The following is a 24,366-nucleotide window of genomic DNA, read 5'->3' as shown; positions in this document are numbered from 1 at the left end:
GACGGCAATGTCACTCGCTGGATGAACGTAAACGGGCTCGACCCGTTAAGCATATCTGGAGATCACTAAATGACCATTCTGAACCATACGCTCGGTTTCCCTCGTGTCGGTCTGCGTCGTGAACTGAAAAAAGCACAGGAAAGCTACTGGGCAGGTAACAGCTCACAGGAAGCGCTGCTGGCCGTGGGGTGCGAGCTGCGCGCTCGCCACTGGCAACAGCAGAAAGACGCGGGGGTGGATCTGCTGCCCGTGGGCGATTTCGCCTGGTATGATCATGTGCTGACCACCAGCCTGATGCTGGGCAATGTGCCGGCGCGCCATCAGAACCAGGATGGATCGGTCGATCTCGATACGCTGTTCCGTCTGGGACGTGGCCGCGCCCCCAGCGGCAATCCTGCTGCCGCCGCTGAAATGACCAAATGGTTCAACACCAACTATCACTATATGGTGCCGGAATTCACTCAGGGCCAGCAGTTCTCACTAAGCTGGACACAGCTCCTTGAAGAAGTGGATGAAGCATTGGCGCTGGGTCACGCGATCAAACCGGTGCTGCTGGGACCGGTCACTTACCTGTGGTTGGGCAAAGTCAAAGGTGAGCCGTTTGACCGCCTGTCGTTGCTGAAAGCGATACTGCCGGTCTATCAGCAAGTGCTGGCTGAACTGCATCAGCGCGGTATTGAATGGGTGCAGATCGATGAACCCGCGCTGGTGCTGGAGCTGCCACAGGAATGGCGTGATGCGTTCAAGCCTGCCTACGATGCGCTACAAGGTCATGTAAAACTGCTACTGACGACCTACTTTGACAGCATCGGTCAAAATCTCGACGTGATTAAGACGCTACCGGTTCAAGGTTTACACGTTGACCTGGTGCATGGCAGAGATGACATCCAGCATATCCACCAACAGCTCCCCGCCGACTGGCTGCTCTCAGTCGGGGTGATCAACGGCCGCAATGTCTGGCGTGCCGAGCTCAGCTGCTGGTTCGATCGCCTGCAACCGCTGGTCGGGCAGCGTGAAAATCTGTGGATTGGTTCCTCCTGCTCGCTGCTGCACAGCCCGATCGATCTCAGTGTCGAAACCCGGCTCGATGCGGAAGTGAAAAGCTGGTTTGCCTTTGCTTTACAGAAGTGTGCTGAGCTGAGGTTGTTGAGCCAGGCGCTCAATAATAACGATGCGGCCTCGCTGACGGAGTGGAGCGCGCCGATTCGCGCCCGTTCTCATTCTTCGCGCGTGCACAATGCCGCAGTGGGCGCACGTCTGGCGAATATTCAGGCCAAAGACGTTGAGCGCGCCAGCCACTATGACGAACGCGCCAAAGCGCAGCGCCATCGCTTTAATCTGCCTGCCTGGCCGACCACCACGATTGGATCCTTCCCGCAAACCACCGAAATTCGCGGCCTGCGACTCGACTTCAAAAAAGGCAATATCGATGGAGGCCACTATCGCACCGGCATCGCGGAGCACATCAAGCAGGCGATTGCCGAACAGGAACGGCTCGGGCTGGATGTGCTGGTGCACGGCGAAGCAGAGCGTAATGACATGGTGGAATACTTCGGCGAAAACCTCGATGGCTTCGTGTTTACGCAAAATGGCTGGGTGCAAAGCTATGGCTCTCGCTGTGTGAAGCCGCCGGTGATCATCGGTGATGTCAGTCGTCCGCAGCCGATTACCGTTGAGTGGGCGAAGTACGCGCAATCGCTGACTGAAAAGCCAGTGAAAGGCATGCTCACCGGCCCGGTCACGATTTTGTGCTGGTCATTCCCGCGTGAAGACGTGACGCGGGAAACCCTTGCTAAACAGATTGCACTGGCGCTGCGTGATGAAGTGGAAGATCTGGAAAAAGCCGGGATCGGGATCATCCAGATTGATGAACCCGCGCTGCGCGAAGGCTTACCCTTGCACCAGTCGGATTGGGCGGCGTACCTGACCTGGGCAGTGGATGCCTTCCGCCTCAACGCGGCTGTGGCGCAGGATGAAACGCAGATCCACACGCACATGTGTTATTGCGAGTTCAATGACATCATGGAATCGATAGCGGCACTGGACGCGGACGTGATTACCATCGAAACCTCACGCTCGGATATGGAATTGCTGGATGCGTTTAAAGCGTTCGAATACCCGAACGAAATTGGGCCAGGTGTGTATGACATACACTCCCCGAACGTACCCAGCGTTGAATGGATGGAAGAGCTGCTGCGTAAAGCGGCGCAAAGTATTCCTCCCGCGCGTTTGTGGGTCAACCCGGACTGCGGTCTGAAAACCCGTGGCTGGAGTGAAACCCGGCAGGCGCTGGCGAACATGGTGACCGCCGCGAAAAAGCTGCGCGCAGAATCGGCTTAATCGTGAGAAACAGGGGCGCCTTGCAGCGCCCCTTGTTATTACGCGTTGGGTGCAACGCCATACTGTTTAAACCAGGCCAGCATGCGTGCCCAGCCATCAGCGGCTGAGTCAGCATGGTAGCTTGGGCGATAATCGGCATTAAACGCGTGTCCCGCTTCCGGATACACCACGATTTCCGCTTTGGCATTGGCGGCATGCAGTGCCTGACGCATCTTATCAATGCTCTCTAACGGGATGCTCTCATCCTGACCGCCGTACAATCCGAGCACCGGTGCGTTAAGCTCGACGGCTACATCGATAGGATGTTTTTGTTGTTTGAGGGTTTTCTCACCCTCTAACCGACCATACCAGGCCGCTGCCGCCCGCACCTGCGGATTGTGCGCGGCGAACAGCCAACTGATGCGTCCGCCCCAGCAGAAGCCCGTGATGGCCATGCGACGAATATCGCCATCGTGGCGTGCGGCCCAGTTGGCAACGTGATCGAGATCGGACAGCACCTGAGAATCGGGCACCTTGCTGACCAGTTCTTTGAACAGTGTCGGGATATCACTGTAGTCACCGGGATCGCCTTCACGGAAGTAGAGTTCAGGTGCGACCGCCAGATAGCCTTCCAGCGCCAGACGACGGCAGATATCTTTAATATGTTCATGAACGCCAAAAATCTCCTGCACCACCAGAATCACCGGTAGTTTGCCTTCATAGGATTTGGGGCGAGCATAATAAGCCGGAAGGTTTTCTCCCTGGCTGGGAACAGAAGTTTCACCGGTGTGAATAGCGTCACTGACGGTGGTAATGGTGCTGCTGGCGATGGGCTGAACGGCAGGGGCAAAGCCACCGGCTACTGATTTTTGTGCCATATTGTCTTCGGTTTTCATGGTTCTCTCCGTGCTAGCAAATGCGCAATCACGTAACTATAGCCTGCTTCAGGAGCAAGGCTGACGTAGGGTTCAGAGGGATGTGTACTTATGTTCTTCTTCTCTATTAACACTGCCACCCGAACTTACACAGCACCGCTTGTAGCAATTCAGAATTGCCGAGCTGCAATGTGTGATGTGAATCACATAATAATTTTCTGATAATGTAAGTTTCATTGTCGATGGTGAAATAAATCACATATATATATGGCGCTCTGGCGTAGAGTGACACGCATATCCCTTATCTATCAGGAGTCTGTTATGGCCCAGTCTGACGTTTTCCACCTTGGTATCACTAAAGCCGATCTGAAAGGAGCCACACTGGCTATCGTTCCCGGCGATCCGGAGCGTGTGAAAAAAATCGCTGCGCTGATGGATAATCCGCAGCATCTGGCTTCGCACCGTGAATTCACCACTTACCTGGCGGAAGTGGATGGCAAGCCGGTGGTGGTCTGTTCTACCGGGATCGGCGGTCCATCGACCTCTATTGCCGTGGAAGAACTGGCGCAGCTCGGCGTGCGCACTTTCCTGCGTGTGGGCACGACCGGGGCGATCCAGCCGAATATCAATGTAGGCGACGTGCTGGTGACTACTGCTTCGGTGCGTCTTGACGGTGCCAGCCTGCACTTTGCGCCGATGGAGTTCCCGGCAGTGGCCGATTTCACCTGCACCACCGCGCTGGTGGCCGCAGCAGAAGCCTGCGGTGCCAAAACGCACATTGGTATCACCGCTTCATCTGACACCTTCTATCCGGGGCAGGAGCGTTACGACACGTTCTCAGGACGTGTGGTGAATCGCTTCCAGGGCTCAATGCAAGAGTGGCAGCAAATGGGGGTTCTTAACTATGAGATGGAATCCGCTACACTGTTAACCATGTGCGCCAGTCAGGGGCTGCGAGCGGGCATGGTGGCGGGTGTTATCGTTAACCGTACGCAGAAAGAGATCCCGGATGCCGCGACCATGAAACAGACCGAAAGCGATGCGGTGAAAATTGTTGTAGAAGCCGCGCGTCGCTTAATTTAGTGCGCAAGGCAGCAGGTATTACGGATAAGGAATTCCCTGCTGCCATCACATTGCGCACGTTTTTCAGCTGATACTGAGAAAACAACTATGCGCAAAACGGTTTCTGCTCCGCGTCCTGCCTTTAATCATCCTTCCACGGCTGCTCAGTCTCGCATTGAGAGCGTGGCAGCGCGTTTCCGCCAGGCGATGGCGGCCTCTGATTTCCCCGTGGCACGTCAGTGCTGTGAAGAGGTTTTGCGCGTCATGCCGCAAAACATGCAGGTACTGAGTGACTATGCGCTGACGCTAATGCGCGTGGGGGAGTACAAAAAATCCTACAAAACTTATCAAAAGATCTATCAGGCATCGGCAGCGCAGCGTGCGCAGGCTTCCGACACCTGGCTCGATGGCTTAACCGAAGTGTGTGGCTGGCTGGAAAAGCACGATGAAGTGGCACGTTACGGCCGTGAGTCGCTGGAGAAGTCTGACGCGATCTTTCGTCAGGGCCACACAGTGGCGTATCCCGCAGAAGCGCCGCCGTGTTTCAATCCCACCAATCCAACTGAAAATATCATCTCTTTCAGTCTGTATGGCGGCCAACCGCGCTACTGTGAAACGCTGATCAAAAATATCGACGTTGCGCGCGAGTTCTATCCCGGTTGGATGTGTCGCATCTATCTTGACGACAGCGTGCCGCAACACGTCTGGCAGCGTCTGAAGCAGTCAAATGTCCAGTTAGTGGATATGTCACATGAGAAGACCATATTCCCGACGCTGTGGCGCTTTCTGGTGATGGATGATCCATGCGTCAAGCGTTATATCGTGCGAGATGCGGACTCCCTGCTGTCGGAGCGTGAAGTGGCGGCGGTAGAAGCCTGGCTGCAATCGCCCTGCTGGTTCCATCACATGCGTGACTACTTTACGCATACCGAACTGCTGCTGGCAGGCATGTGGGGCGGCTGTCATGGCGTATTCCACAACGTTGAACAGCAGATACGCGACTTTATCGCCCAGTACAGCGGCAGTGAACGCTTCACCGATCAATACTTCCTCAAAGTGGCGTTGTGGCCGACGGTGCGCGAAAGCCTGCTGAATCATGATGACATCTTCCGATTCCATCATGCCCAGGCGTGGCCCGCACATCCGCCAATTCGCTGGCAAACCGAGCGTTTTCACGTCGGCAGCAACGCAGGGTATTCCAGCATGGCGGGCAAGGTGGAGAATGTTGATAACGGCTGGCAGCAGGTTGAACTCACTCACAACGGACAAAGCTGGTGCTATCCCGCCAAAGTGAAGGGCAGTGAATGGCTGTTGCCGATGCCGTTTTTCCTGATTGATGCGTGGAAGGCGGGTGATTTGACGGTGAAAGCGCTGTAAATCATCTGCCAGCTACACAACTGTCTGGACATTCATACAGTAGCGACTTACCTTTTCCCTCAGCGAAACGATCCGCGGGGGGATTATGGATCAGCAACTTATCATTAGCGGTGCGCTGGCGCTGGCCGGACTGGGCCTCGGCTGGATTTTGGCCCAGTTGCGTGCCGGGCACCAGCACGCCAGCTTCACCACAGAACGCCGACTGCTGGAAGAGGCGCAACACCGTCAGCAGCAGCAGCTCGAACAGTTACAACAACAAATTCTGCAGCGCGAGCAAGAACTGCGGCAGCTTCATGGCACGCTTAGCGGTGCACAGGAACGGCTGCAACAGCTCGATTACTGGCGTGGCGAAAGCGAGCAGCTTAGCCGGGAATTGCGCAATCAGCTGGAAGTGAACAGTGCGCAAGAAGCTGAACTGCGTGAAGTCACCATCCGTTTAGAAGAGACGCGTTTTGGCGCAGAAGAGAAGCAGCGCCTGCTCACTAACAGCGAACAGCGTCTCAGCGCACAGTTTGAGAATCTGGCCAACCGCATCTTTGAAAACAGCGGACGTCGGGTGGATGAGCAGAATCGGCAAAGCCTCAACGGGTTGATTGGTCCGCTGCGTGAACAGCTGGATGGTTTCCGTCGCCAGGTGACGGATAGCTTTGGCCAGGAAGCCCGCGAACGCCATACGCTGGCTCATGAAATTCGCCAGCTGCAACAGCTTAACGCACAGATGGCACAGGAAGCGGTCAATCTCACCAAAGCGTTGAAAGGCGACAACAAAATTCAGGGCAACTGGGGTGAAGTGGTGCTGGCGCGCGTGCTGGAGGCTTCCGGCCTGCGCGAAGGTTATGAATATCAGACGCAGGTCAGCGTGCAGCTGGAACAGCAGGGCAGGATGCAACCGGATGTGATCGTGCGGTTGCCGCAGGGCAAGGATGTGGTGATTGACGCAAAAATGACGCTGGTGGCTTACGAACGCTATTTCAACGCGGAAGATGAAGCCACGCGCGAGCAGGCGATCCAGGAGCACGTTAACGCCATGCGCGGCCATATTCGGCTGCTGGGGCGAAAAGATTATCAACAATTGCCCGGTTTACGCTCTCTGGATTATGTGTTGATGTTTATTCCGGTCGAGCCCGCGTTCTTGTTGGCGATTGATCGGCAGCCAGAGCTGATCAGCGAAGCGCTGCAGCAGAACATCATGCTGGTAAGCCCTACGACATTACTAGTGGCGCTGCGCACCATCAACAACCTGTGGCGTTATGAGCATCAGAGTCGCAATGCGCAACGCATCGCCGACCGAGCTACGCGGTTGTACGATAAAATGCGGCTGTTTGTGGATGATATGAGCGGTATCGGTCACAGCCTCGATAAAGCGCAGCAGAGTTATCATCAGGCGATGAAAAAGCTGTCAGAAGGGCGCGGCAATTTGATTGCGCAAAGCGAATCCTTCCGCGCGTTAGGTGTGGAAATCAAACGGCCGATCAATCCCCAACTGGTGGAGCAAGCGCAGCCGGAAGAGGCGGATGAAGATTGGGCGGACGATCCCAAGCCTGATGAAAATGTGGCAGATTCTTCCACCGCTTCACTGCGCCGCATCAACGAATAGCACGGTGGTCGCGTGCTCGCGTAGCGCGACTCTGATACACTTCGGCAAGAATTGTTTGTGGAACAGGTAAACCCGATGGCAAATGAATCACAGCAGGAAACTACTCATTTTGGCTTTCAGACCGTCGCGAAAAGCGAAAAGGCCGATAAAGTCGCGGACGTGTTTCATTCCGTAGCGGCAAAATATGACCTGATGAACGATTTGATGTCGTTTGGCATCCATCGTGTCTGGAAGCGTTTTACCATCGACAGCAGCGGCGTGCGTCGTGGTCAGCGTGTGCTGGATCTGGCCGGCGGCACCGGTGATTTGACAGCAAAATTCTCTCGCCTGGTGGGCGAGACGGGTCAGGTCGTTTTGGCGGATATCAACAGCTCGATGCTGAAGATGGGCCGCGAGAAGCTGCGCAATATGGGCGTGTCAGGCAACGTCAGCTATGTGCAGGCCAACGCCGAAGCGCTGCCGTTCCCGGATAACTATTTCGATTGCATCACCATCTCTTTCGGTTTGCGTAACGTCACCGAAAAAGAGAAGGCACTGGCCTCGATGTTCCGGGTGCTGAAACCAGGCGGACGCTTGCTGGTGCTGGAGTTTTCCAAACCGCTGCTGGAACCGCTGAGCAAAGCCTACGATACCTATTCCTTCCACATCCTGCCGCGTATTGGGCAGCTGGTGGCGCAGGATGCCGATAGCTATCGCTATCTGGCAGAATCGATTCGTATGCATCCCGATCAGGAAACCCTGAAGGCGATGATGAACGATGTGGGTTTTGAAAATACCACTTACTTCAACATGACCGGCGGTATTGTGGCGTTGCATCGCGGCTTTAAGTTCTGATTGATCATGACTTTTACCCCGCTAATCACGGGCGGCCTTGAAACCGCCCTCAATCGTGTTCTGTATCGTGATCGTAGCCTGAAAGCCGCGCGTCAACGTCTGGCAGGTAAAGTGCTGATGCTGCGCCTGCAGGAGCTGGATTTCCCTCTGGTGCTGGTGTTTAGCGAATCGCAGCTGGATGTGCTGAGTGACTGGCAGGACAGCAGCGACTGTAGCGTGAGTCTGCGCCTTAGCACCTTGCCGAAACTGCGCGATCGCCAGCAGCTGACCAGTTTGATCCGTAGCGGTGAGCTGGACGTGGAAGGCGATCTGCAAGTGGTTCAGCAATTCTCCGCGCTAATGGATCTTGCTGAGCTCGATCCAGCCGAGTATCTGGCGCCGTGGATCGGCGACATTGCTGCGCAGGGTGTCAGTCAGGCTGCTCAGCAGGCGCTGAAATTTGTGCAGCAACAGGTGACACGTCGGCAGGATTATCTCGGTCAGGTGCTGACGGAAGAGTGGCGGGTTGCGCCCGGTGCACTGGAGCTGGCGTGGTTCTGTGAAGAGGTTGAAGCGATGGAACGTTCGCTTAATGCGCTCGAAGCGCGTTTAGCACAGCTGGAGGCGAAATGACGCTGGGAGAAATTCGGCGCTTATACTTCATCATCAAGGTCTTTCTGACTTACGGGCTTGATGAACTGATCCCTCACATGCGCATCACGTTGCCGCTTCGTATCTGGCGACGTTGTATTTTCTGGATCCCTAACAAGCACAAAAATGAATCGACGGGCGTGCGCATTCGTCTGGCAATGGAGCAACTTGGTCCAGTGTGGATCAAATTTGGTCAGATGCTTTCGACGCGCCGTGATCTCTTCCCACCGGCCATCGCCGATGAACTGGCGGTGTTGCAGGACCGCGTGGCGCCTTTTGATGGGCTGAAAGCCCAGCAGCAGATTGAACAATCCATTGGCGGTCCTGTCGACACATGGTTTGACGATTTTGATATTAAGCCGCTGGCTTCTGCTTCGATTGCGCAGGTTCACACTGCCACGCTTAAGTCTAACGGCCGTGACGTAGTGATCAAAGTGATTCGTCCGGACATCCTGCCGGTGATTAAAGCGGATATGAAGCTGATTTACCGCATGGCGCATTGGGTTCCTCGTCTGTTGCCGGATGGTCGTCGTCTGCGCCCGGTTGAAGTGGTGCGCGATTACGAAAAGACCCTGATTGATGAACTCAATCTGCTGCGCGAATCGGCGAACGCCATTCAGCTGCGTCGTAACTTTGAGCAGAGCCCGATGCTGTATGTGCCGGAAGTGTTCTCGGATTACTGCAGCGAATCGATGATGGTGATGGAGCGTATTTACGGCATTCCCATTTCTGATGTGGCGACGCTGGAGAAGCATGGTGTCAACATGAAGCTGCTGGCAGAACGCGGCGTGCAGGTGTTCTTCACCCAGGTGTTCCGCGATAGCTTCTTCCATGCTGACATGCACCCCGGCAACATCTTCGTCAGTTATGACCATCCAGAAGATCCGCAGTACATCGCGATTGACTGCGGCATTGTCGGCTCGCTGAATAAAGAAGATAAGCGCTATCTGGCGGAAAACTTCATTGCCTTCTTTAACCGTGATTACCGCAAAGTGGCGGAACTGCACGTGGATTCGGGCTGGGTGCCGCCGGATACCAATGTGGAAGATTTTGAATTCGCCATTCGTACCGTCTGTGAGCCGATTTTTGAGAAACCACTGGCTGAGATTTCATTTGGCCACGTGCTGCTGAACCTGTTTAACACCGCGCGTCGCTTCAATATGGAAGTGCAGCCGCAGCTGGTGCTGTTACAGAAAACATTGCTCTACATCGAAGGGATTGGCCGTCAGCTTTATCCGCAGCTCGATCTTTGGAAAACCGCGAAGCCGTTCCTCGAAGACTGGATCAAAGATCAGATCGGTATTCCTGCGATTCTGCGCGCAGTGAAAGAGAAGGCGCCATTCTGGGCTGAAAAACTGCCGGAGTTGCCTGAACTGTTCTACGACAGCATGCGTCAGCATAAATTATTGCAGCACAGCGTCGATAAACTGGTCAACGATATGAATGCGCAACGCACGCGCCATCACAAGGCACGTTATCTGTTTGGTGTAGGGGCTACACTGTTATTAAGTGGCACCGCGGTGCTGTTAAGTCGACCCGACTGGGATTTCTTCCCCGCCTTATTAATGGCCGCTGGCATCGTCACCTGGCTGATAGGCTGGCGCAAGACAAACTGATTGTTTGCCTGGTGCAAATCGCGTAATGTCGCAGGCTAAAGCCCGAATTCATACGGGCTTTCTGTGCGTTTCAACTCAAAGTTTTTCACAGAATATTAGAGGCATATCTCATGGGCGGTATCAGTATTTGGCAATTGTTAATCATTGCCGTCATTGTTGTTCTTCTGTTCGGTACCAATAAACTTCGTAACCTGGGTTCGGATTTAGGTTCTTCTATTCGTGGCTTCAAAAAAGCCATGGGCGATGAAGACGATAAAAAGGATCAGCCGAAAGAGCAGGACGCTGACTTCAACGCCAAGACTCTGGCAGACAAACAGCAAACCTCGGCGAGTAAAGACGACGCCCGGGACAAGTAAGGGTTAACTGTGTTCGATATTGGTTTTAGTGAACTGGTATTGGTGTTCGTTATCGGGCTGATCGTTCTAGGCCCGCAACGATTACCGGTTGCGGTGAAAACCGTCGTGGGCTGGATTCGGGCGATTCGCTCCCTGGCTGCTAACGTGCAAAACGAACTGGCGCAGGAGCTGAAACTGCAGGAATTGCAGGACAGCCTGAAAAAGGTCGAGGAAGCGGGCCGTGGCTCACTGTCACCGGAACTGAAAGAGTCGATGGAAGAGTTGCGTAAAACCGCCGATTCGATGAAGCGTTCTGTACAGCAGAGCATCGATATCGAGAAAGCGGAAGATGAAGCGAACACCATTCATCAACCGCCGTCTGCAGGCACCTCTTCTGCACCGGTAAGCCAGCCTCCGGTCACTCCCGCGGCGGCAGAGCATCAGGCCAGCGCACCGGCTCAGGCACCTCAGGCGGTGACGGCAGAGCACAAGGCCAGCGCACCGGCTCAGGCACCTCAGGCAGTGGCGGCAGAGCACAAGGCCAGCGCACCGGCTCAGAAACCTCAACCGGTAACAGCAGAGGCTGAGGCACCTGTTAATACCGCGCAGAATGCGACGCCCACCCCCACCGTAAAAGATGAAAGATAAACATGGCCGTTGAAGATACCCAACCGCTCATCAGCCACCTGATTGAGCTGCGTAAGCGTTTGCTGAACTGCATTATTGCGGTGTTTGCTATCTTTTTGTGCCTGGTTTATTTCGCCAACGACATCTATCACTTAGTGGCTTCGCCGCTGATTAGCCAGATGCCGGCCGGTGCCAGCATGATCGCCACTGACGTGGCTTCACCGTTCTTCACCCCCATTAAGCTCACCATCATTGTTTCGGTGTTCCTTGCGGTGCCGGTGATCTTGTATCAGGTGTGGGCTTTTGTGGCGCCTGCGCTGTATCGCCATGAGCGTAAGCTGGTGATGCCGTTACTGTTCTCCAGCACGCTGCTGTTCTACGTTGGCGTGGCCTTCGCGTACTTCATCGTGTTCCCGCTGGCATTTGGCTTCTTTGCCAAAACCGCGCCGCAGGGTGTCACCATCGCTACCGATATCACCAACTACCTCGACTTCGTCATGACTATCTTCATGGCATTTGGTGTGGCGTTTGAGGTGCCGATTGCGATTGTGCTGCTGTGCTGGACCGGCATTACCTCACCAGAAGATTTGAAAAAGAAACGTCCTTACATGCTGGTGGGCGCGTTCGTTGTTGGGATGCTGCTCACACCGCCGGATGTTTTCTCGCAAACTTTGCTCGCTATTCCGATGTACTGCCTGTTTGAAGTCGGCGTATTCTTCTCCCGTTACTATGTGGGTAAAGGGCGCAAGGCGTCAGATTCAGAGGATGAGGAACAAAATACCGAATCCTGACAAGGCATTCCCGCAAGCGAGCGGGATGAGCGTTAAGAATCTAAACCGCCCACACATTGGGCGGTTTTTATTTGGGAGAAGACATGTTTGATATCGGTGTAAACCTGACCAGCACGCAATTCGCAAAAGATCGCGATCAGGTGGTTAAACGCGCGCGCGAAGCAGGCGTCACCGGCCTGCTGATTACCGGCACCAATGCGCTGGAGAGCCAGCAGGCGCGTCAGCTCGCGGCAAGGCATCCAGGCTACTGCTGGTCTACAGCCGGCGTGCATCCGCATCACGCCAGTGAATGGTCGGCAGACACGGCGAACACGCTGCGCCGTCTGGCTGAGAGTGAGCAAGTGGTGGCCATCGGTGAATGCGGCCTCGATTTTAACCGCAATCTCGCGGCGCACGACCAGCAGGAATACGCCTTTGATGCACAGCTGGCGCTGGCAGCAGAGTTACAACTGCCGGTGTTCCTCCACTGCCGCGAAGCACACGATCGTTTTGTGGCAGTGCTGGAGCCGTGGCTGCCGAAATTGACGGGCGCGGTGGCACACTGTTTTACCGGCACGCGTGATGAACTGGAATCGTGCCTGGCCTTGGGCTTATCGGTGGGCATTACCGGCTGGGTGTGCGATGAGCGGCGTGGACTGGAGCTGCGGGAAATGCTGCCGCTGATTCCAGCAGAGCGTCTGCTGCTGGAAACCGATGCGCCTTATCTGCTCCCGCGTGATATGCATCCACGGCCGCCTTCGCGTCGAAACGAGCCCTGTTTCCTGCCGCATATTGTGCAGCAGGTGGCGAACTGGCGTGGGGAGGAGGCTGAAGCGCTGGGTGCGCAGGTCAATCACAACGCACGTCAGCTGTTTAAACTGGTTTAAAGCTTACGGAACTGTTTGTTGTCGACGCTGCGCATCACTTGTTTGTTGAGCAGGTTTAGCAATAACACCGAGCGGGTTTCGCCATCAGGCTCGGCAAAAATAGCGCGCAGCCCCTCAAAAGTCCCTTCGGTGATGATCACTTCATCACCGCTTTGTGGCGTTTCTGGATCCAGCATAATTTGCGGCACATCGGTTTGCAGCGCTTCAATCACTTCGCTGGAGACCGTCGCCGGTTGCGCGCCAAAGCGCACAAAGTGGCTGACGCCGCGCGTGCTACTGATGGTGGTGGTGTGAATCGCTTCCGGATCGAATTCGATAAACAGATAGTTGGGAAACAGCGGCTCACTCACCGTGGTGCGTTTACCGCGCACAATCTTTTCCAGAGCGATCATCGGGCTGAGGCAATTCACCTCCTGCCGCTCAAGATGCTCTTTCGCGCGCAACAGCTGTCCACGTTTGCAATAGAGTAAGTACCAGGATTCCATAACTGCTCCCAAATATTGGACGCTAAGAATAACAAACCTGCTGTCAGAGTTATAGCGCATCGGCCAGTGGAAACGCGGCTGTGAAATAAAAATCACTACGAATTTTCCGATTGGTGCGGCTTATTAACGCTTTCTTGCAAGAAAATTGACGGCTGATGACCATCTGTATCAGACTCCTTCCCCATCTTTCGCTCTCATTTGAAAAAGGACTGGCTGATGGAACTGTTCTTATTAAGTAATGGCAAAGTGGCCGAAGACGCGCCACTGTTGAGCTACGCTCACCCACAACTGCACGCAATGATTGCGCAGCGCGGCATTACGTCGGCGGTGCTGGTGCCTTATGCCATTATTCGTGGCGACCATGCGCAGCGTGCACAAGACCTGTCTGACTCATTGGGTATTCAGGTGCGCACCGTGCATGAGTTTGACTCCCCGGTGGCAGCGATTGAACAGGCGGAGTTGATCCTGGTGAGCGGCGGCAACACCTGGTTCCTCAATCAGATGCTGCATGAGCACGGACTGATCGTGGCGATTCAGCGTGCCGTGCGTGAGCGAGATGTGCCTTACGTCGGCTGGAGCGCCGGTTGCAATGTGGCTACGCCATCGATCCGTACCACCAACGATATGCCGGTGCGCAGCAGCGTGGTCTTGCCTGCATTAGGTCTGTTCCCGGTGCAGATCAATCCGCACTATCTGGATGCTCACGTCAGCGGGCATATGGGGGAGACGCGGGATGAGCGTCTGGCGGAGTTTTGTGCGGTCAACCCACATGAGTCGGTGATCGCCCTGCGAGAAGCCAGTTTCCTGCACGTCAGTGAAAACCGCCTGCGTTACTACAGCGCGCGCGGCGAAGACTTTAAAGTGTTCCGTCATGGTGAGCCAATCGCCGCACATCACGATGTGCTGGCCATTCAATCGCTGGTGCCTTTCTCCTGTCAGCCAGCTTGAACCACAAACCACAACACGCCAGCGTGAATCAGACCTATAATGGCCAATTCACTCTGGCTGGAAGCTAACGCCGCATGAAATATCAGGATTTACGAGACTTCCTCGCGTTGCTAGAGCAGCGCGGCGAGTTAAAGCGCATCACTCAGGAGATCGATCCTGAGCTGGAGATGACCGAAATTGCCGATCGCACTCTGCGTGCCGGCGGTCCGGCGCTGCTGTTTGAGAACCCGAAAGGGTACGACATGCCCGTATTGTGCAACCTGTTCGGTACTCCCAAGCGCGTGGCAATGGGCATGGGACAGGAAGAAGTCAGTGCCCTGCGCGAAGTGGGCAAGCTGCTGGCGTTTCTGAAAGAACCCGAGCCGCCAAAAGGCTTCCGCGATCTGTTCGATAAGATGCCGCAGTTCAAACAAGTGCTGAACATGCCGACTAAGCGCCTGCGCAATGCGCCGTGTCAGGAAGAAGTGTTCAGCGGTGATGATGTCGACCTGTCGCGCATTCCGGTGATGAAGTGCTGGCCGGGCGATGCCGCGCCGTTGATTACCTGGGGCTTAACCGTCACGCGTGGTCCGCATAAAGAACGTCAGAATCTGGGTATTTATCGCCAGCAGGTGATCGGCAAAAACCGCGTGATCATGCGCTGGCTGTCGCATCGCGGCGGCGCGCTGGATTTCCAGGAGTGGTGCAAAGCCCATCCGGGCGAACGCTTCCCGGTGTCCGTGGCGCTGGGTGCCGATCCGGCCACGATTCTGGGCGCCGTGACGCCAGTGCCGGATACGCTGTCGGAGTATGCCTTTGCCGGTTTGCTGCGTGGTAACAAAACCGAAGTGGTGAAGTGCCTGTCGAACGAGCTTGAAGTACCCGCCAGTGCAGAAATCGTGCTGGAAGGTTATATCGAGCCGGGCGATATGGCACCAGAGGGTCCTTACGGCGATCACACGGGCTACTACAATGAAGTAGATAGCTTCCCGGTGTTTACCGTGACGCACGTAACGCAACGCCGTAACCCGATTTATCATTCAACCTATACCGGTCGTCCACCGGATGAACCTGCGGTATTGGGTGTGGCGCTGAATGAAGTGCTGGTGCCGATTCTGATCAAGCAGTTCCCGGAAATTGTCGATTTTTACTTGCCGCCGGAAGGCTGTTCTTATCGCCTCGCGGTGGTGACGATCAAGAAGCAATATGCCGGGCATGCCAAGCGCGTAATGTTTGGCGTCTGGTCTTTCCTGCGCCAGTTTATGTATACCAAGTTTGTGATCGTATGCGATGACGACGTCAACGCACGAGACTGGAACGATGTGATTTGGGCGATCACCACGCGTATGGATCCGGCGCGCGATACCGTGATGGTGGAGAATACGCCAATTGACTATCTCGACTTCGCCTCTCCGGTTTCCGGCCTGGGCTCGAAGATGGGACTTGATGCCACCAATAAGTGGCCGGGCGAAACCACTCGCGAATGGGGCACACCGATTGTGAAAGATCCGGCGGTGACCGCGCGTATTGACGCCATTTGGGATGAGTTAGCTATCTTTGCCGAGCCGCCGCAGCGCTAAAGGCGGCAGAAAACCATAAAAAAGGGCACGTATGACGACGTTAAACTGCAAGGTGACTTCGGTCGAAGCGATTACGGATACCGTTTACCGCGTTCGTTTGATTCCGGCGGCGGATTTTACTTTCCGCGCGGGGCAATATCTGATGGTGGTGATGGATGAGCGTGATAAGCGCCCCTTCTCACTGGCTTCAACCCCGATGGAAAAAGACATCATTGAGCTGCACATTGGCGCATCTGACCTCAATCTCTACGCGATGGCGGTGATGGATCGCATCAAAAACGATCGTCAAATCACGGTGGATATGCCGCATGGCGATGCCTGGCTGCGTGAAGACAGCGATCGCCCCATTATTCTGATCGCGGGCGGCACCGGTTTCTCCTATGCACGTTCGATTCTGCTGACGGCACTGGCGCAGCAGCCAGACCGCGATATCGCCATCTACTGGGGCGGCCGGGAATTGATGCATTTGTACGATCTGGATGAGTTGAACGCGTTGGCGGTCAAGCATCCTCATCTCAAGGTGATTCCGGTGGTGGAGCAACCCGCAGAGGGTTGGGATGGACGTAGTGGCACGGTGTTGACCGCCGTGATGCAGGACTATGAAACTCTCAGCGAGCACGATATCTATATTGCGGGTCGTTTCGAGATGGCGAAGATAGCGCGCGAGCGTTTCTGCGCGGAACGTGGTGCGGTTGAAGCGCAGATGTTTGGCGATGCGTTTGCCTTTATCTGAGTAAAAAAGCCCGCCCGAAAGGGCGGGAACACGTGCATCAACATATTAAACGCGTTCGAATACCGTCGCGATGCCCTGACCTAAGCCAATGCACATGGTCGCCAGACCAAATTGCGCATCACGACGTTCCATCAGATTGAGCAGCGTCGTACTGATACGCGCCCCTGAGCATCCGAGTGGGTGCCCCAGCGCAATCGCGCCGCCATTCAAATTCACTTTTTCATCAAGCTGATCCAGCAATCCCAAATCCTTAATGCACGGCAGTGTCTGCGCGGCAAAGGCTTCGTTAAGCTCAAACAGATCGATATCCTGCACGCTTAATCCGGCGCGCTTCAGTGCCAGTTTGCTGGCTGGCACCGGACCGTAACCCATAATGGAAGGATCACAGCCGACCACTGCCATGCTGCGAATACGCGCACGCGGGGTCAGGCCGAGTTCGCGCGCGCGGCTTTCACTCATGATCAACATGGCAGCCGCGCCATCGGATAGTGCCGATGATGTACCCGCCGTAACGGTGCCGTTGACCGGATCAAACGCGGGACGCAGCGCAGCCAACCCTTCCAGCGTGGTATCTTCGCGAATCACTTCATCCGTTTCATAGCGTTTCAACACGCCGTCGGCATCGTGGCCATAGGTCGGCACGATTTCGCGTTTGAAATCGCCGCGTTGAGTCGCAGCCCAGGCGCGCTGATGTGAACGCAGCGCAAAGGCATCCTGCTGCTCACGGGTGATGTGATGCATGCGCGCCAGCATTTCAGCGGTTAATCCCATCATGCCTGCAGCTTTTGCCACGGTGCGGCCCAAACCCGGATGGAAATCAACGCCGTGGCTCATGGGCACATGGCCCATATGTTCGACGCCGCCAATCAAACAGCTGTGCGCATCGCCCACCATAATGGCGCGTGCCGCATCGTGCAGCGCCTGCATTGACGAACCGCACAAGCGATTCACCGTGCTGGCTGGCACGCGGTGCGGAATTTCGGCCAGCAGTGCTGCGTTACGCGCAATGTTGAAGCCCTGTTCCAGCGTCTGTTGCACGCATCCCCAGATGATGTCATCCAGAGAGGCCGGATCAACGCCGGGGTTGCGGCTCAGCAATTCGCGCATCAGATGCGCCGAGAGATCTTCCGCGCGGACCTGACGAAACGCGCCGCCTTTTGAACGGCCCATCGGTGTACGTACCGCATCAACTATGACTACCTTTTCCATATTCTTTACCTCAGGCACTTTGCAGTGTCGCTTCGTCAATCGGTTGGGCTGCGGGATACCAGCTTTGATGCTGATGCGCTTTGTGCACTAACAGTTCAGGTACCGCATACAACGGGCCGAGTGGGGTGTAGCGTTTGGCTTGATCAACCAGATTGCTAAGGCCGAGCGTATCCATATAGCGGAAGGCACCCCCTCGGAACGGAGGGAAACCGAGGCCGTACACCAGCGCCATATCGGCTTCAGCCGGTGAGGCGATAATCTTCTCTTCGAGGCAGCGCACCACTTCATTGAGCATTGGCAGCATCATGCGGTTAGCAATGTCCTCATCGCTGAACACGCGTTTCGGCTCGCAAATCGGTTCCAGCAGCGCATCAACAGCCGGATCGGTTTTCTTCTGGGTTTTGCCTTTTTTATCTTGCTCCCAGCTGTAAAAGCCCAGGCCGTTTTTCTGGCCGTAGCGTTTGGCTTCAAACAGCACATCAATCGCGTCGCGGTAATCCTTCTGCATGCGGGAAGGGAAGCCTTGCGCCATCACCTGTTGTGCGTGATGGGCGGTATCAATGCCCACCACATCCAGCAACCAGGCCGGGCCCATAGGCCAGCCGAACTGTTTCTCCATCACCTTATCGATCTGACGGAAATCAGCGCCATCGCGTAGCAGCAGGCTGAAAGCGGCAAAGTAGGGGAACAGCACACGGTTCACAAAGAAACCCGGGCAGTCATTCACCACGATCGGCGTTTTGCCCATCTTGCTGGCCCAGGCCACCACTTTACTGATGGTGGCTTCTGAGGTCTGCTCGCCACGGATTACCTCAACCAGTGGCATGCGTGGTACGGGATTAAAGAAGTGCATGCCGCAGAAGTTTTCTGGACGCTGCAGCGATTGCGCCAGCTGGCTAATCGGAATGGTCGATGTGTTGGAGGCGAGTACGGCATCATCGCGCAGATGTTGCTCGGTTTCTGCCAACACTTTGGCCTTGATTTGCGGGTTCTCGACCACGGCCTCGACCACCACATCGGCACGTTCGAAACCGGCGTAATCCAGCGTGGGCTGAATCGTCGTGAGAACGCTCGCCAGTTTGGCACCGTTAATCTTGCCGCGTTCCAGTTGCTTGTTAAGAAGGTTGCTGGCTTCCGTCATCCCCAGCGTCAGCGCCTGCGGATTAATATCTTTCATTTTCACCGGCACGCCTTTCCATGCCGACTGATAAGCAATCCCACCCCCCATAATGCCTGCGCCCAACACGGCCGCTTGCTGCGGTGCACCGGCTGCACTGCTGTGTTTCTTCGCCAGGCCTTTGACATATTGATCGTTCAGGAAGATACCGACCAGCGCGCACGCCACATCGCTTTGTGCCAGCGGCACGAATGCAGCGGTTTCCAGTTTCAATGCATCGTCACGACGTAAACCGGCTGCCGCTTCAATGGTTTTCACCGCGGTGATAGGCGCGGGATAATGCTTGCCTGCTGTTTGCATCACCATGCTTTTGGCAATGGTGAAGCTCATCGCCGCTTCAATCGGGCTGAGCTTCAGAGGCGCTAGTTTAGGTGCCCGGCGGGCCTGCCAGCTGCCTTGTGCCATCGCATCTTGAAGCATGGTGAGCGCTGCGGTGCGCAGTTTATCGCTGCTCACCACGGCATCGACCAAACCGAGTTGCAGGGCGCTGGTGCCATCAACATCTTTTCCAGCGGCGATGATCTCCAGTGCGCTATCAGCGCCGAGCAAACGTGGCAAGCGCACGCTGCCGCCAAACCCCGGCATGATGCCCAGTTTGGTTTCCGGTAAGCCGATGCGTGCAGCAGGCGTCGCGACGCGGAAATCTGTCGCCAGCACACACTCGCAGCCGCCGCCCAGCGCGTAGCCGTCAATCGCAGCGACAGTCGGCACCGGCAAATCTTCCAGGCGATTGAAGATGCTGTTGGCAAACGCCAGCCATTGGCTCAGCTTCTCTTCTGGCGCATCAAATAGCGACAGGAATTCGGTGATATCGGCACCGACAATGAATGCCGGTTTGGCCGAGGTGAGCAGCAGGCCACGCAACTCGGGCTGTTGCTCCAGCATGCTGAGTGCATCGCCCAATGAGGCAACTGTTTTGGTGTCGAGTTTGTTCACTGAACCGGGGGCATCGAAAATCAGCTCGGCAATGCCGTCATCAAGCCAGTGAACTGAAAGGGTATCGCCTTGGTAGAGCATGTCCGTCTCCTGAAACCGCGAAAGGTGATCTGGTCATACCAGATGAGTTGGAGTGTGGGCGGCATGTTAATTTTTTGCAAACGAGTCTTTGCTTATTTGATACGCCGATCACAGCGAGTGCAGCACGGCAACAGACTTGAGGCTGTGCTACACTGCGGCCAATTTCGCGATATCGGAGACAAGTCCATGGATTCACTGAAAACCCTGTATCACGCGCATATCAATACGCTGCAACAGCGAGCGCAACAGGTGCTGGCACGCTTTAAACTTGATGCGATGTTGATTCACTCTGGCGAGCTGTTAACCGTTTTTCTCGACGATCACGACTACCCGTTTAAGGTGAATCCGCAATTCAAGGCTTGGGTTCCTGTCACACAAGTGCCTAACTGCTGGTTATGGATCGATGGCGTTAACAAGCCAAAGTTGTGGTTCTACTCACCTGTGGATTACTGGCATAACGTCGAGCCATTGCCCAACAGCTTCTGGACTCAGGATGTTGAGGTGGTGGGCCTGAAAGATGCCGATGAGATTGGGCAACTGCTGCCGGCTCAGCGCGACAATGTGGCTTATATCGGACCTGTGCCCTCCCGCGCCACACAACTCGGCATCAATAGCGATCGCGTGAATCCAAAAGGCGTGATCGACTTCCTTCATTACCATCGCAGCATCAAAACGGATTACGAGCTGGCCTGTATGCGCGAAGCGCAGAAGCTGGCGGTAGCAGGACATCGTGCGGCAAAAGAAGCCTTCTTCTCAGGTATGAGTGAGTTCGATATCAACCAGGCGTATCTGACGGCGACTGGCCATCGTGATACGGATGTGCCCTACGGCAATATTATCGCGCTTAACGAACATGCTGCGGTGCTGCACTACACCAGGCTCGACCATCAGCCACCTGCGAAGCGCCACAGTTTCCTGATTGATGCGGGTGCGGAATACCTTGGTTACGCCGCCGACCTGACGCGCAGCTATGCAGCCCAAAGCAAATCGCGTTATGCCGAAATGGTAGAGGCGATGAATAAAGAAGAGCTGGCGCTGATTGCGACGTTGAAAGCGGGCGTGCGTTACACCGATTACCATTTGCAAATGCATCAGCGTATTGCCCGTCTATTGTTGAAGTTCGATTTGGTGAAAGGTCTGACCGAAGAGACGCTGGTGGCGGAAGACCTGACCGGTCCGTTTATGCCGCACGGTTTGGGCCATCCGCTGGGCTTGCAGGTGCATGACGTCGCAGGCTTTATGCAGGATGACAATGGCGCGCACCTGGCGGCACCATCACAGTATCCTTATCTGCGTTGTACCCGCGTGCTCGAGCCGGGCATGGTGCTGACCATCGAGCCAGGCTTCTACATTATCGATTCACTACTGGCAAAACTGCGTGGCGGTAAATACAGCCAGTACTTTGACTGGCAGGCGATCGACGCATTGAAACCGTACGGGGGTATTCGTATCGAAGACAATGTGGTGATCCATGCCAATCGCGTTGAAAACATGACGCGCGATCTGCATCTGGCCTGATGGATGCGTACGATATTCCCGCTGAGGCTGTGAGCCTCAGCGAGGAAACCATCAAGAAAAGCCGCTTTATGACTTATCTGGCGCATACCGTTGGCGTTGAGGCGGCGCGTGCTTTTGTCCAGCAGGTGAAGTTGGAACATCCTGCGGCGCGCCATCACTGCTGGGCGTGGGTTGCCGGTGCGCCGGATGATTCGCAGCAGCTGGGTTTCTCCGATGATGGTGAGCCTTCTGGCACGGCGGGAAAACCGATGCTGGCACAGCTAATGGGTAGCGGCGTCGGTGAAATTACCGCAGTGGTAGTGCGCTATTATGGCGGCATCATGCTGGGTACCGGTGGATTAGTGAAAGCGTATGGCGGCGGCGTGCAGCAGGGGCTGAAGCAACTGATGCGAGCGCGTAAAGTGCCGATGCAATCTTTTACCTTGCAATGTGATTATGCCCAGTTGAGTGATATCGAGCGTCTGTTGCAACGCTTTGACGGCATCATTGAAGAGAGCCATTATCAGGATCGTATCGCGCTACGTCTGGCGTTGCCGCATCCGCAAATTGATGGCTTTCGGCAAAACCTTTCTGATTACAGCCGGGGCGCGCTGACGCTCATCCCGCTGGACAACTAAAAGCATCTGTTTAAAGGAACAGCTGAATGCATTTTCGCGCCATTACCCGCATCGTGGGACTGTTGGTAATTTTATTCTCGGTGACGATGATCCTACCGGGGCTGGTGGCCTTAATTTATCGCGATGGCGCCGGACGCGCGTTTAGCCAGACCTTTATGATGGCGATTGTGATTGGTTCGCTGCTGTGGTGGCCTAATCGCAAAAAGAAAACCGAACTTAAACCGCGCGAAGGGTTTCTGATCGTCGTGCTGTTCTGGACGGTGCTGGGTAGTGTGGGTGCGATGCCTTTCATTTTTGCTGAACAGCCGCACCTTTCGGTTACCGATGCTTTCTTCGAATCCTTCTCTGGGCTGACCACCACGGGCGCCACTACGTTGGTGGGCCTTGATACCTTACCGAAAGCGATTTTGTTCTATCGTCAGATGCTGCAATGGCTGGGCGGTATGGGGATCATTGTATTGGCGGTGGCCATCTTGCCGATTCTGGGCGTGGGTGGCATGCAGCTTTATCGTGCTGAGATGCCGGGCCCGTTAAAAGATAACAAGATGCGTCCGCGTATTGCGGAAACGGCTAAAACGCTGTGGCTAATCTATGTCTTACTTACCGTGGCCTGTGCGGTGGCGCTGTGGCTGGCGGGCATGCCGGTGTTTGATGCCATCGGTCACAGCTTCTCGACCATCGCGATTGGTGGCTTTTCTACACATGATGCGAGTATCGGCTACTTCAACAGTCCTACCATCAATACCATCGTGGCGGTGTTCCTGCTGATCTCGGGCTGTAACTATGGCTTGCACTTCTCTTTATTGAGCGGCCGCAGCCTCAAAGTTTACTGGCGCGATCCCGAATTTCGCATGTTTATTGGCGTACAGCTGACGTTAGTGCTGATCTGTACGGTAGTGCTGTGGTTCCACAACGTCTATGCCAGCGGCTGGCAAACATTGAACCAGGCCTTTTTCCAGGTGGTGTCGATGGCAACGACTGCTGGCTTTACCACCGATAGTATTGCGCGCTGGCCATTATTCCTGCCTGTACTGTTGCTCTGTTCGGCTTTTATCGGCGGTATGGCGGGATCGACTGGCGGTGGCTTGAAGGTGATTCGTATTCTGCTGCTGTTTAAGCAGGGGTCGCGTGAGCTTAAGCGTTTGGTGCATCCGAACGCGGTCTACACCATCAAGTTGGGTAATCGCGCACTGCCGGAGCGTATCCTTGAAGCGGTATGGGGATTCTTCTCTGCTTATGCGCTGGTGTTCTTACTCAGCATGCTGGCGATTATCGCGACGGGCGTCGATGACTTCTCCGCTTTCGCTGCGGTTGCCGCGACGCTGAATAACCTCGGCCCAGGCTTAGGTGTTGTAGCGGATAACTTCACGTCTATGAATGACGTCGCTAAGTGGATTTTGATTTTAACCATGCTGTTTGGACGCCTTGAGGTGTTCACACTGCTGGTCCTGTTCACCCCGACCTTCTGGCGTGAATAAGAGAAACAGGATTATCTAATGAAAGCATTGATTCTATATTCCAGCCGTGATGGGCAAACCCGTGAGATCGCGGCGCGTATTGCACAGACGCTAGCGCCGCAGCAGCTGTGTGACGTGATTGATTTACTGGAAGTACAGCAGGTTGAGTGGTCGCAGTATGATCGCGTGCTGATTGGCGCTTCAATCCGTTACGGACATTTCCATCCGGCATTAATGAAGTTTGTTACTCAGCATAAGACTGAGCTGCATCAGCGCGTCAGTGGCTTCTTCAGCGTCAATCTTACGGCACGTAAAGCGGATAAGTGCACGCCAGCAACCAACGCCTATACGCATAAGTTCCTGGAGCAGTCACCCTGGCAGCCAGATTGCTGTGCGGTGTTTGCCGGCGCGTTGCGTTATCCCCACTATCGCTGGTTTGACCGTGTCATGATTCAACTGATTATGCGTATGACGGGCGGTGAGACCGATACCTCTAAAGAAGTGGAATACACCGATTGGAATAAAGTGGCGGTTTTTGCCCAGGATTTTGTGCAGTTACCAGGCAAATCGTTGTGAAATAAAGCGTTGTGGCTAAATTTAGGTCGAACGATCATTTTTTTGCAATAAACCCTTGTCAGCTCCGAATAACTCCCTATAATGCGCCACCACTGAGACGGCAAAGCGGCAACGCAGACGGCTCAGCAGGGAGTGAAGAAA

Annotated in this window: 22 protein-coding genes; 18 read left to right on the top strand and 4 right to left on the bottom strand. The window is 55.1% G+C overall.

The window, feature by feature from the left end; genetic code table 11:
* The first annotated feature begins 69 nt into the window (after positions 1-69).
* Entirely contained in the window at positions 70-2,340 is a 2,271-nt protein-coding gene (gene metE / locus AC1MDE_RS24495; protein WP_479397929.1) for a 5-methyltetrahydropteroyltriglutamate--homocysteine S-methyltransferase, read from the top strand.
* A gap of 38 nt (positions 2,341-2,378) precedes the next feature.
* Here the strand turns inward: metE and AC1MDE_RS24490 are convergent, their stop codons facing one another.
* Positions 2,379-3,215, bottom strand: a complete 837-nt coding sequence (locus tag AC1MDE_RS24490; protein WP_058960354.1) for a dienelactone hydrolase family protein — start codon at positions 3,213-3,215, stop codon at positions 2,379-2,381.
* A gap of 300 nt (positions 3,216-3,515) precedes the next feature.
* Between AC1MDE_RS24490 and udp the strand changes: the two genes are divergently transcribed.
* The 10 genes from udp to tatD all read left to right on the top strand — a co-directional run bounded on the left by udp (position 3,516) and on the right by tatD (position 12,929).
* The gene (gene udp, locus AC1MDE_RS24485) at positions 3,516-4,277 is read left to right on the top strand and encodes a uridine phosphorylase (protein ID WP_038643781.1); all 762 of its coding nucleotides are present in this window, start codon (positions 3,516-3,518) and stop codon (positions 4,275-4,277) included.
* A gap of 87 nt (positions 4,278-4,364) precedes the next feature.
* The gene (locus tag AC1MDE_RS24480; protein WP_058960353.1) at positions 4,365-5,633 is read left to right on the top strand and encodes a tetratricopeptide repeat protein; all 1,269 of its coding nucleotides are present in this window, start codon (positions 4,365-4,367) and stop codon (positions 5,631-5,633) included.
* 85 nt (positions 5,634-5,718) lie between these two features.
* The gene (gene rmuC / locus AC1MDE_RS24475; protein WP_058960352.1) at positions 5,719-7,230 is read left to right on the top strand and encodes a DNA recombination protein RmuC; all 1,512 of its coding nucleotides are present in this window, start codon (positions 5,719-5,721) and stop codon (positions 7,228-7,230) included.
* 75 nt (positions 7,231-7,305) lie between these two features.
* Positions 7,306-8,064: a bifunctional demethylmenaquinone methyltransferase/2-methoxy-6-polyprenyl-1,4-benzoquinol methylase UbiE gene (gene ubiE, locus AC1MDE_RS24470; protein WP_058960351.1), complete on the top strand. Its 759-nt coding sequence runs from the start codon at positions 7,306-7,308 to the stop codon at positions 8,062-8,064.
* A gap of 6 nt (positions 8,065-8,070) precedes the next feature.
* The gene (ubiJ, locus tag AC1MDE_RS24465; protein ID WP_058960350.1) at positions 8,071-8,676 is read left to right on the top strand and encodes a ubiquinone biosynthesis protein UbiJ; all 606 of its coding nucleotides are present in this window, start codon (positions 8,071-8,073) and stop codon (positions 8,674-8,676) included.
* Entirely contained in the window at positions 8,673-10,310 is a 1,638-nt protein-coding gene (gene ubiB, locus AC1MDE_RS24460) for a ubiquinone biosynthesis regulatory protein kinase UbiB (RefSeq protein WP_058960349.1), read from the top strand. Before ubiJ ends, ubiB begins: the two co-directional genes overlap by 4 nt.
* A gap of 110 nt (positions 10,311-10,420) precedes the next feature.
* Entirely contained in the window at positions 10,421-10,666 is a 246-nt protein-coding gene (gene tatA / locus AC1MDE_RS24455) for a Sec-independent protein translocase subunit TatA (RefSeq protein ID WP_038643775.1), read from the top strand.
* 9 nt (positions 10,667-10,675) lie between these two features.
* Positions 10,676-11,293: a Sec-independent protein translocase protein TatB gene (tatB, locus tag AC1MDE_RS24450; protein WP_479414818.1), complete on the top strand. Its 618-nt coding sequence runs from the start codon at positions 10,676-10,678 to the stop codon at positions 11,291-11,293.
* Between the two features lie 2 nt (positions 11,294-11,295).
* Entirely contained in the window at positions 11,296-12,063 is a 768-nt protein-coding gene (gene tatC / locus AC1MDE_RS24445) for a Sec-independent protein translocase subunit TatC (protein WP_038643773.1), read from the top strand.
* An 83-nt stretch (positions 12,064-12,146) separates the two neighbouring features.
* Positions 12,147-12,929: a 3'-5' ssDNA/RNA exonuclease TatD gene (tatD, locus tag AC1MDE_RS24440; protein WP_058960347.1), complete on the top strand. Its 783-nt coding sequence runs from the start codon at positions 12,147-12,149 to the stop codon at positions 12,927-12,929.
* Here the strand turns inward: tatD and rfaH are convergent.
* Positions 12,926-13,414 (bottom strand): transcription/translation regulatory transformer protein RfaH, encoded by a 489-nt coding sequence (gene rfaH / locus AC1MDE_RS24435; protein ID WP_038643771.1) that lies wholly within the window; start codon positions 13,412-13,414, stop codon positions 12,926-12,928. The two genes, tatD and rfaH, sit on opposite strands and share 4 nt — an antisense overlap.
* A gap of 216 nt (positions 13,415-13,630) precedes the next feature.
* On the opposite strand from rfaH, the gene pepE reads away from it, so the two are divergent.
* From pepE to fre, 3 genes are all read left to right on the top strand, one after another.
* Entirely contained in the window at positions 13,631-14,362 is a 732-nt protein-coding gene (pepE, locus tag AC1MDE_RS24430) for a dipeptidase PepE (protein ID WP_166936634.1), read from the top strand.
* A gap of 74 nt (positions 14,363-14,436) precedes the next feature.
* Complete coding sequence (gene ubiD / locus AC1MDE_RS24425; RefSeq protein WP_058960346.1) at positions 14,437-15,921, top strand: 4-hydroxy-3-polyprenylbenzoate decarboxylase; 1,485 nt, start codon at positions 14,437-14,439, stop codon at positions 15,919-15,921.
* A 31-nt stretch (positions 15,922-15,952) separates the two neighbouring features.
* Positions 15,953-16,654 (top strand): NAD(P)H-flavin reductase, encoded by a 702-nt coding sequence (gene fre, locus AC1MDE_RS24420; protein ID WP_097118532.1) that lies wholly within the window; start codon positions 15,953-15,955, stop codon positions 16,652-16,654.
* A gap of 45 nt (positions 16,655-16,699) precedes the next feature.
* Here fre and fadA read toward each other — a convergent pair whose 3' ends face one another.
* Together fadA and fadB are read right to left on the bottom strand one after the other, a co-directional pair.
* The gene (gene fadA / locus AC1MDE_RS24415; RefSeq protein ID WP_182056795.1) at positions 16,700-17,863 is read right to left on the bottom strand and encodes an acetyl-CoA C-acyltransferase FadA; all 1,164 of its coding nucleotides are present in this window, start codon (positions 17,861-17,863) and stop codon (positions 16,700-16,702) included.
* Positions 17,864-17,873: 10 nt separating this feature from the next.
* Complete coding sequence (gene fadB / locus AC1MDE_RS24410; protein WP_480345158.1) at positions 17,874-20,057, bottom strand: fatty acid oxidation complex subunit alpha FadB; 2,184 nt, start codon at positions 20,055-20,057, stop codon at positions 17,874-17,876.
* Between the two features lie 186 nt (positions 20,058-20,243).
* Here fadB and pepQ point away from each other — a divergent pair, with 186 nt between their 5' ends.
* Genes pepQ through hemG form a run of 4 tightly spaced genes read left to right on the top strand, consistent with a single transcriptional unit; the run spans position 20,244 to position 24,225 of the window.
* Positions 20,244-21,575 (top strand): Xaa-Pro dipeptidase, encoded by a 1,332-nt coding sequence (gene pepQ / locus AC1MDE_RS24405; protein ID WP_480345157.1) that lies wholly within the window; start codon positions 20,244-20,246, stop codon positions 21,573-21,575.
* Entirely contained in the window at positions 21,575-22,192 is a 618-nt protein-coding gene (locus AC1MDE_RS24400; protein WP_034827946.1) for an IMPACT family protein, read from the top strand. Before pepQ ends, AC1MDE_RS24400 begins: the two co-directional genes overlap by 1 nt.
* Positions 22,193-22,218: 26 nt before the next feature.
* A complete protein-coding gene (gene trkH, locus AC1MDE_RS24395; RefSeq protein WP_034827948.1) occupies positions 22,219-23,670 on the top strand; it encodes a Trk system potassium transporter TrkH in 1,452 nt (483 codons plus the stop codon).
* Between the two features lie 18 nt (positions 23,671-23,688).
* Complete coding sequence (gene hemG, locus AC1MDE_RS24390) at positions 23,689-24,225, top strand: menaquinone-dependent protoporphyrinogen IX dehydrogenase (protein WP_479397933.1); 537 nt, start codon at positions 23,689-23,691, stop codon at positions 24,223-24,225.
* Positions 24,226-24,366 lie beyond the last annotated feature (141 nt).

It is taken from the genome of Pantoea folii, assembly GCF_056678875.1.
Note: the sequence above shows the minus strand (reverse complement) of the source record. Positions and strands in the feature narration are given on the sequence as shown.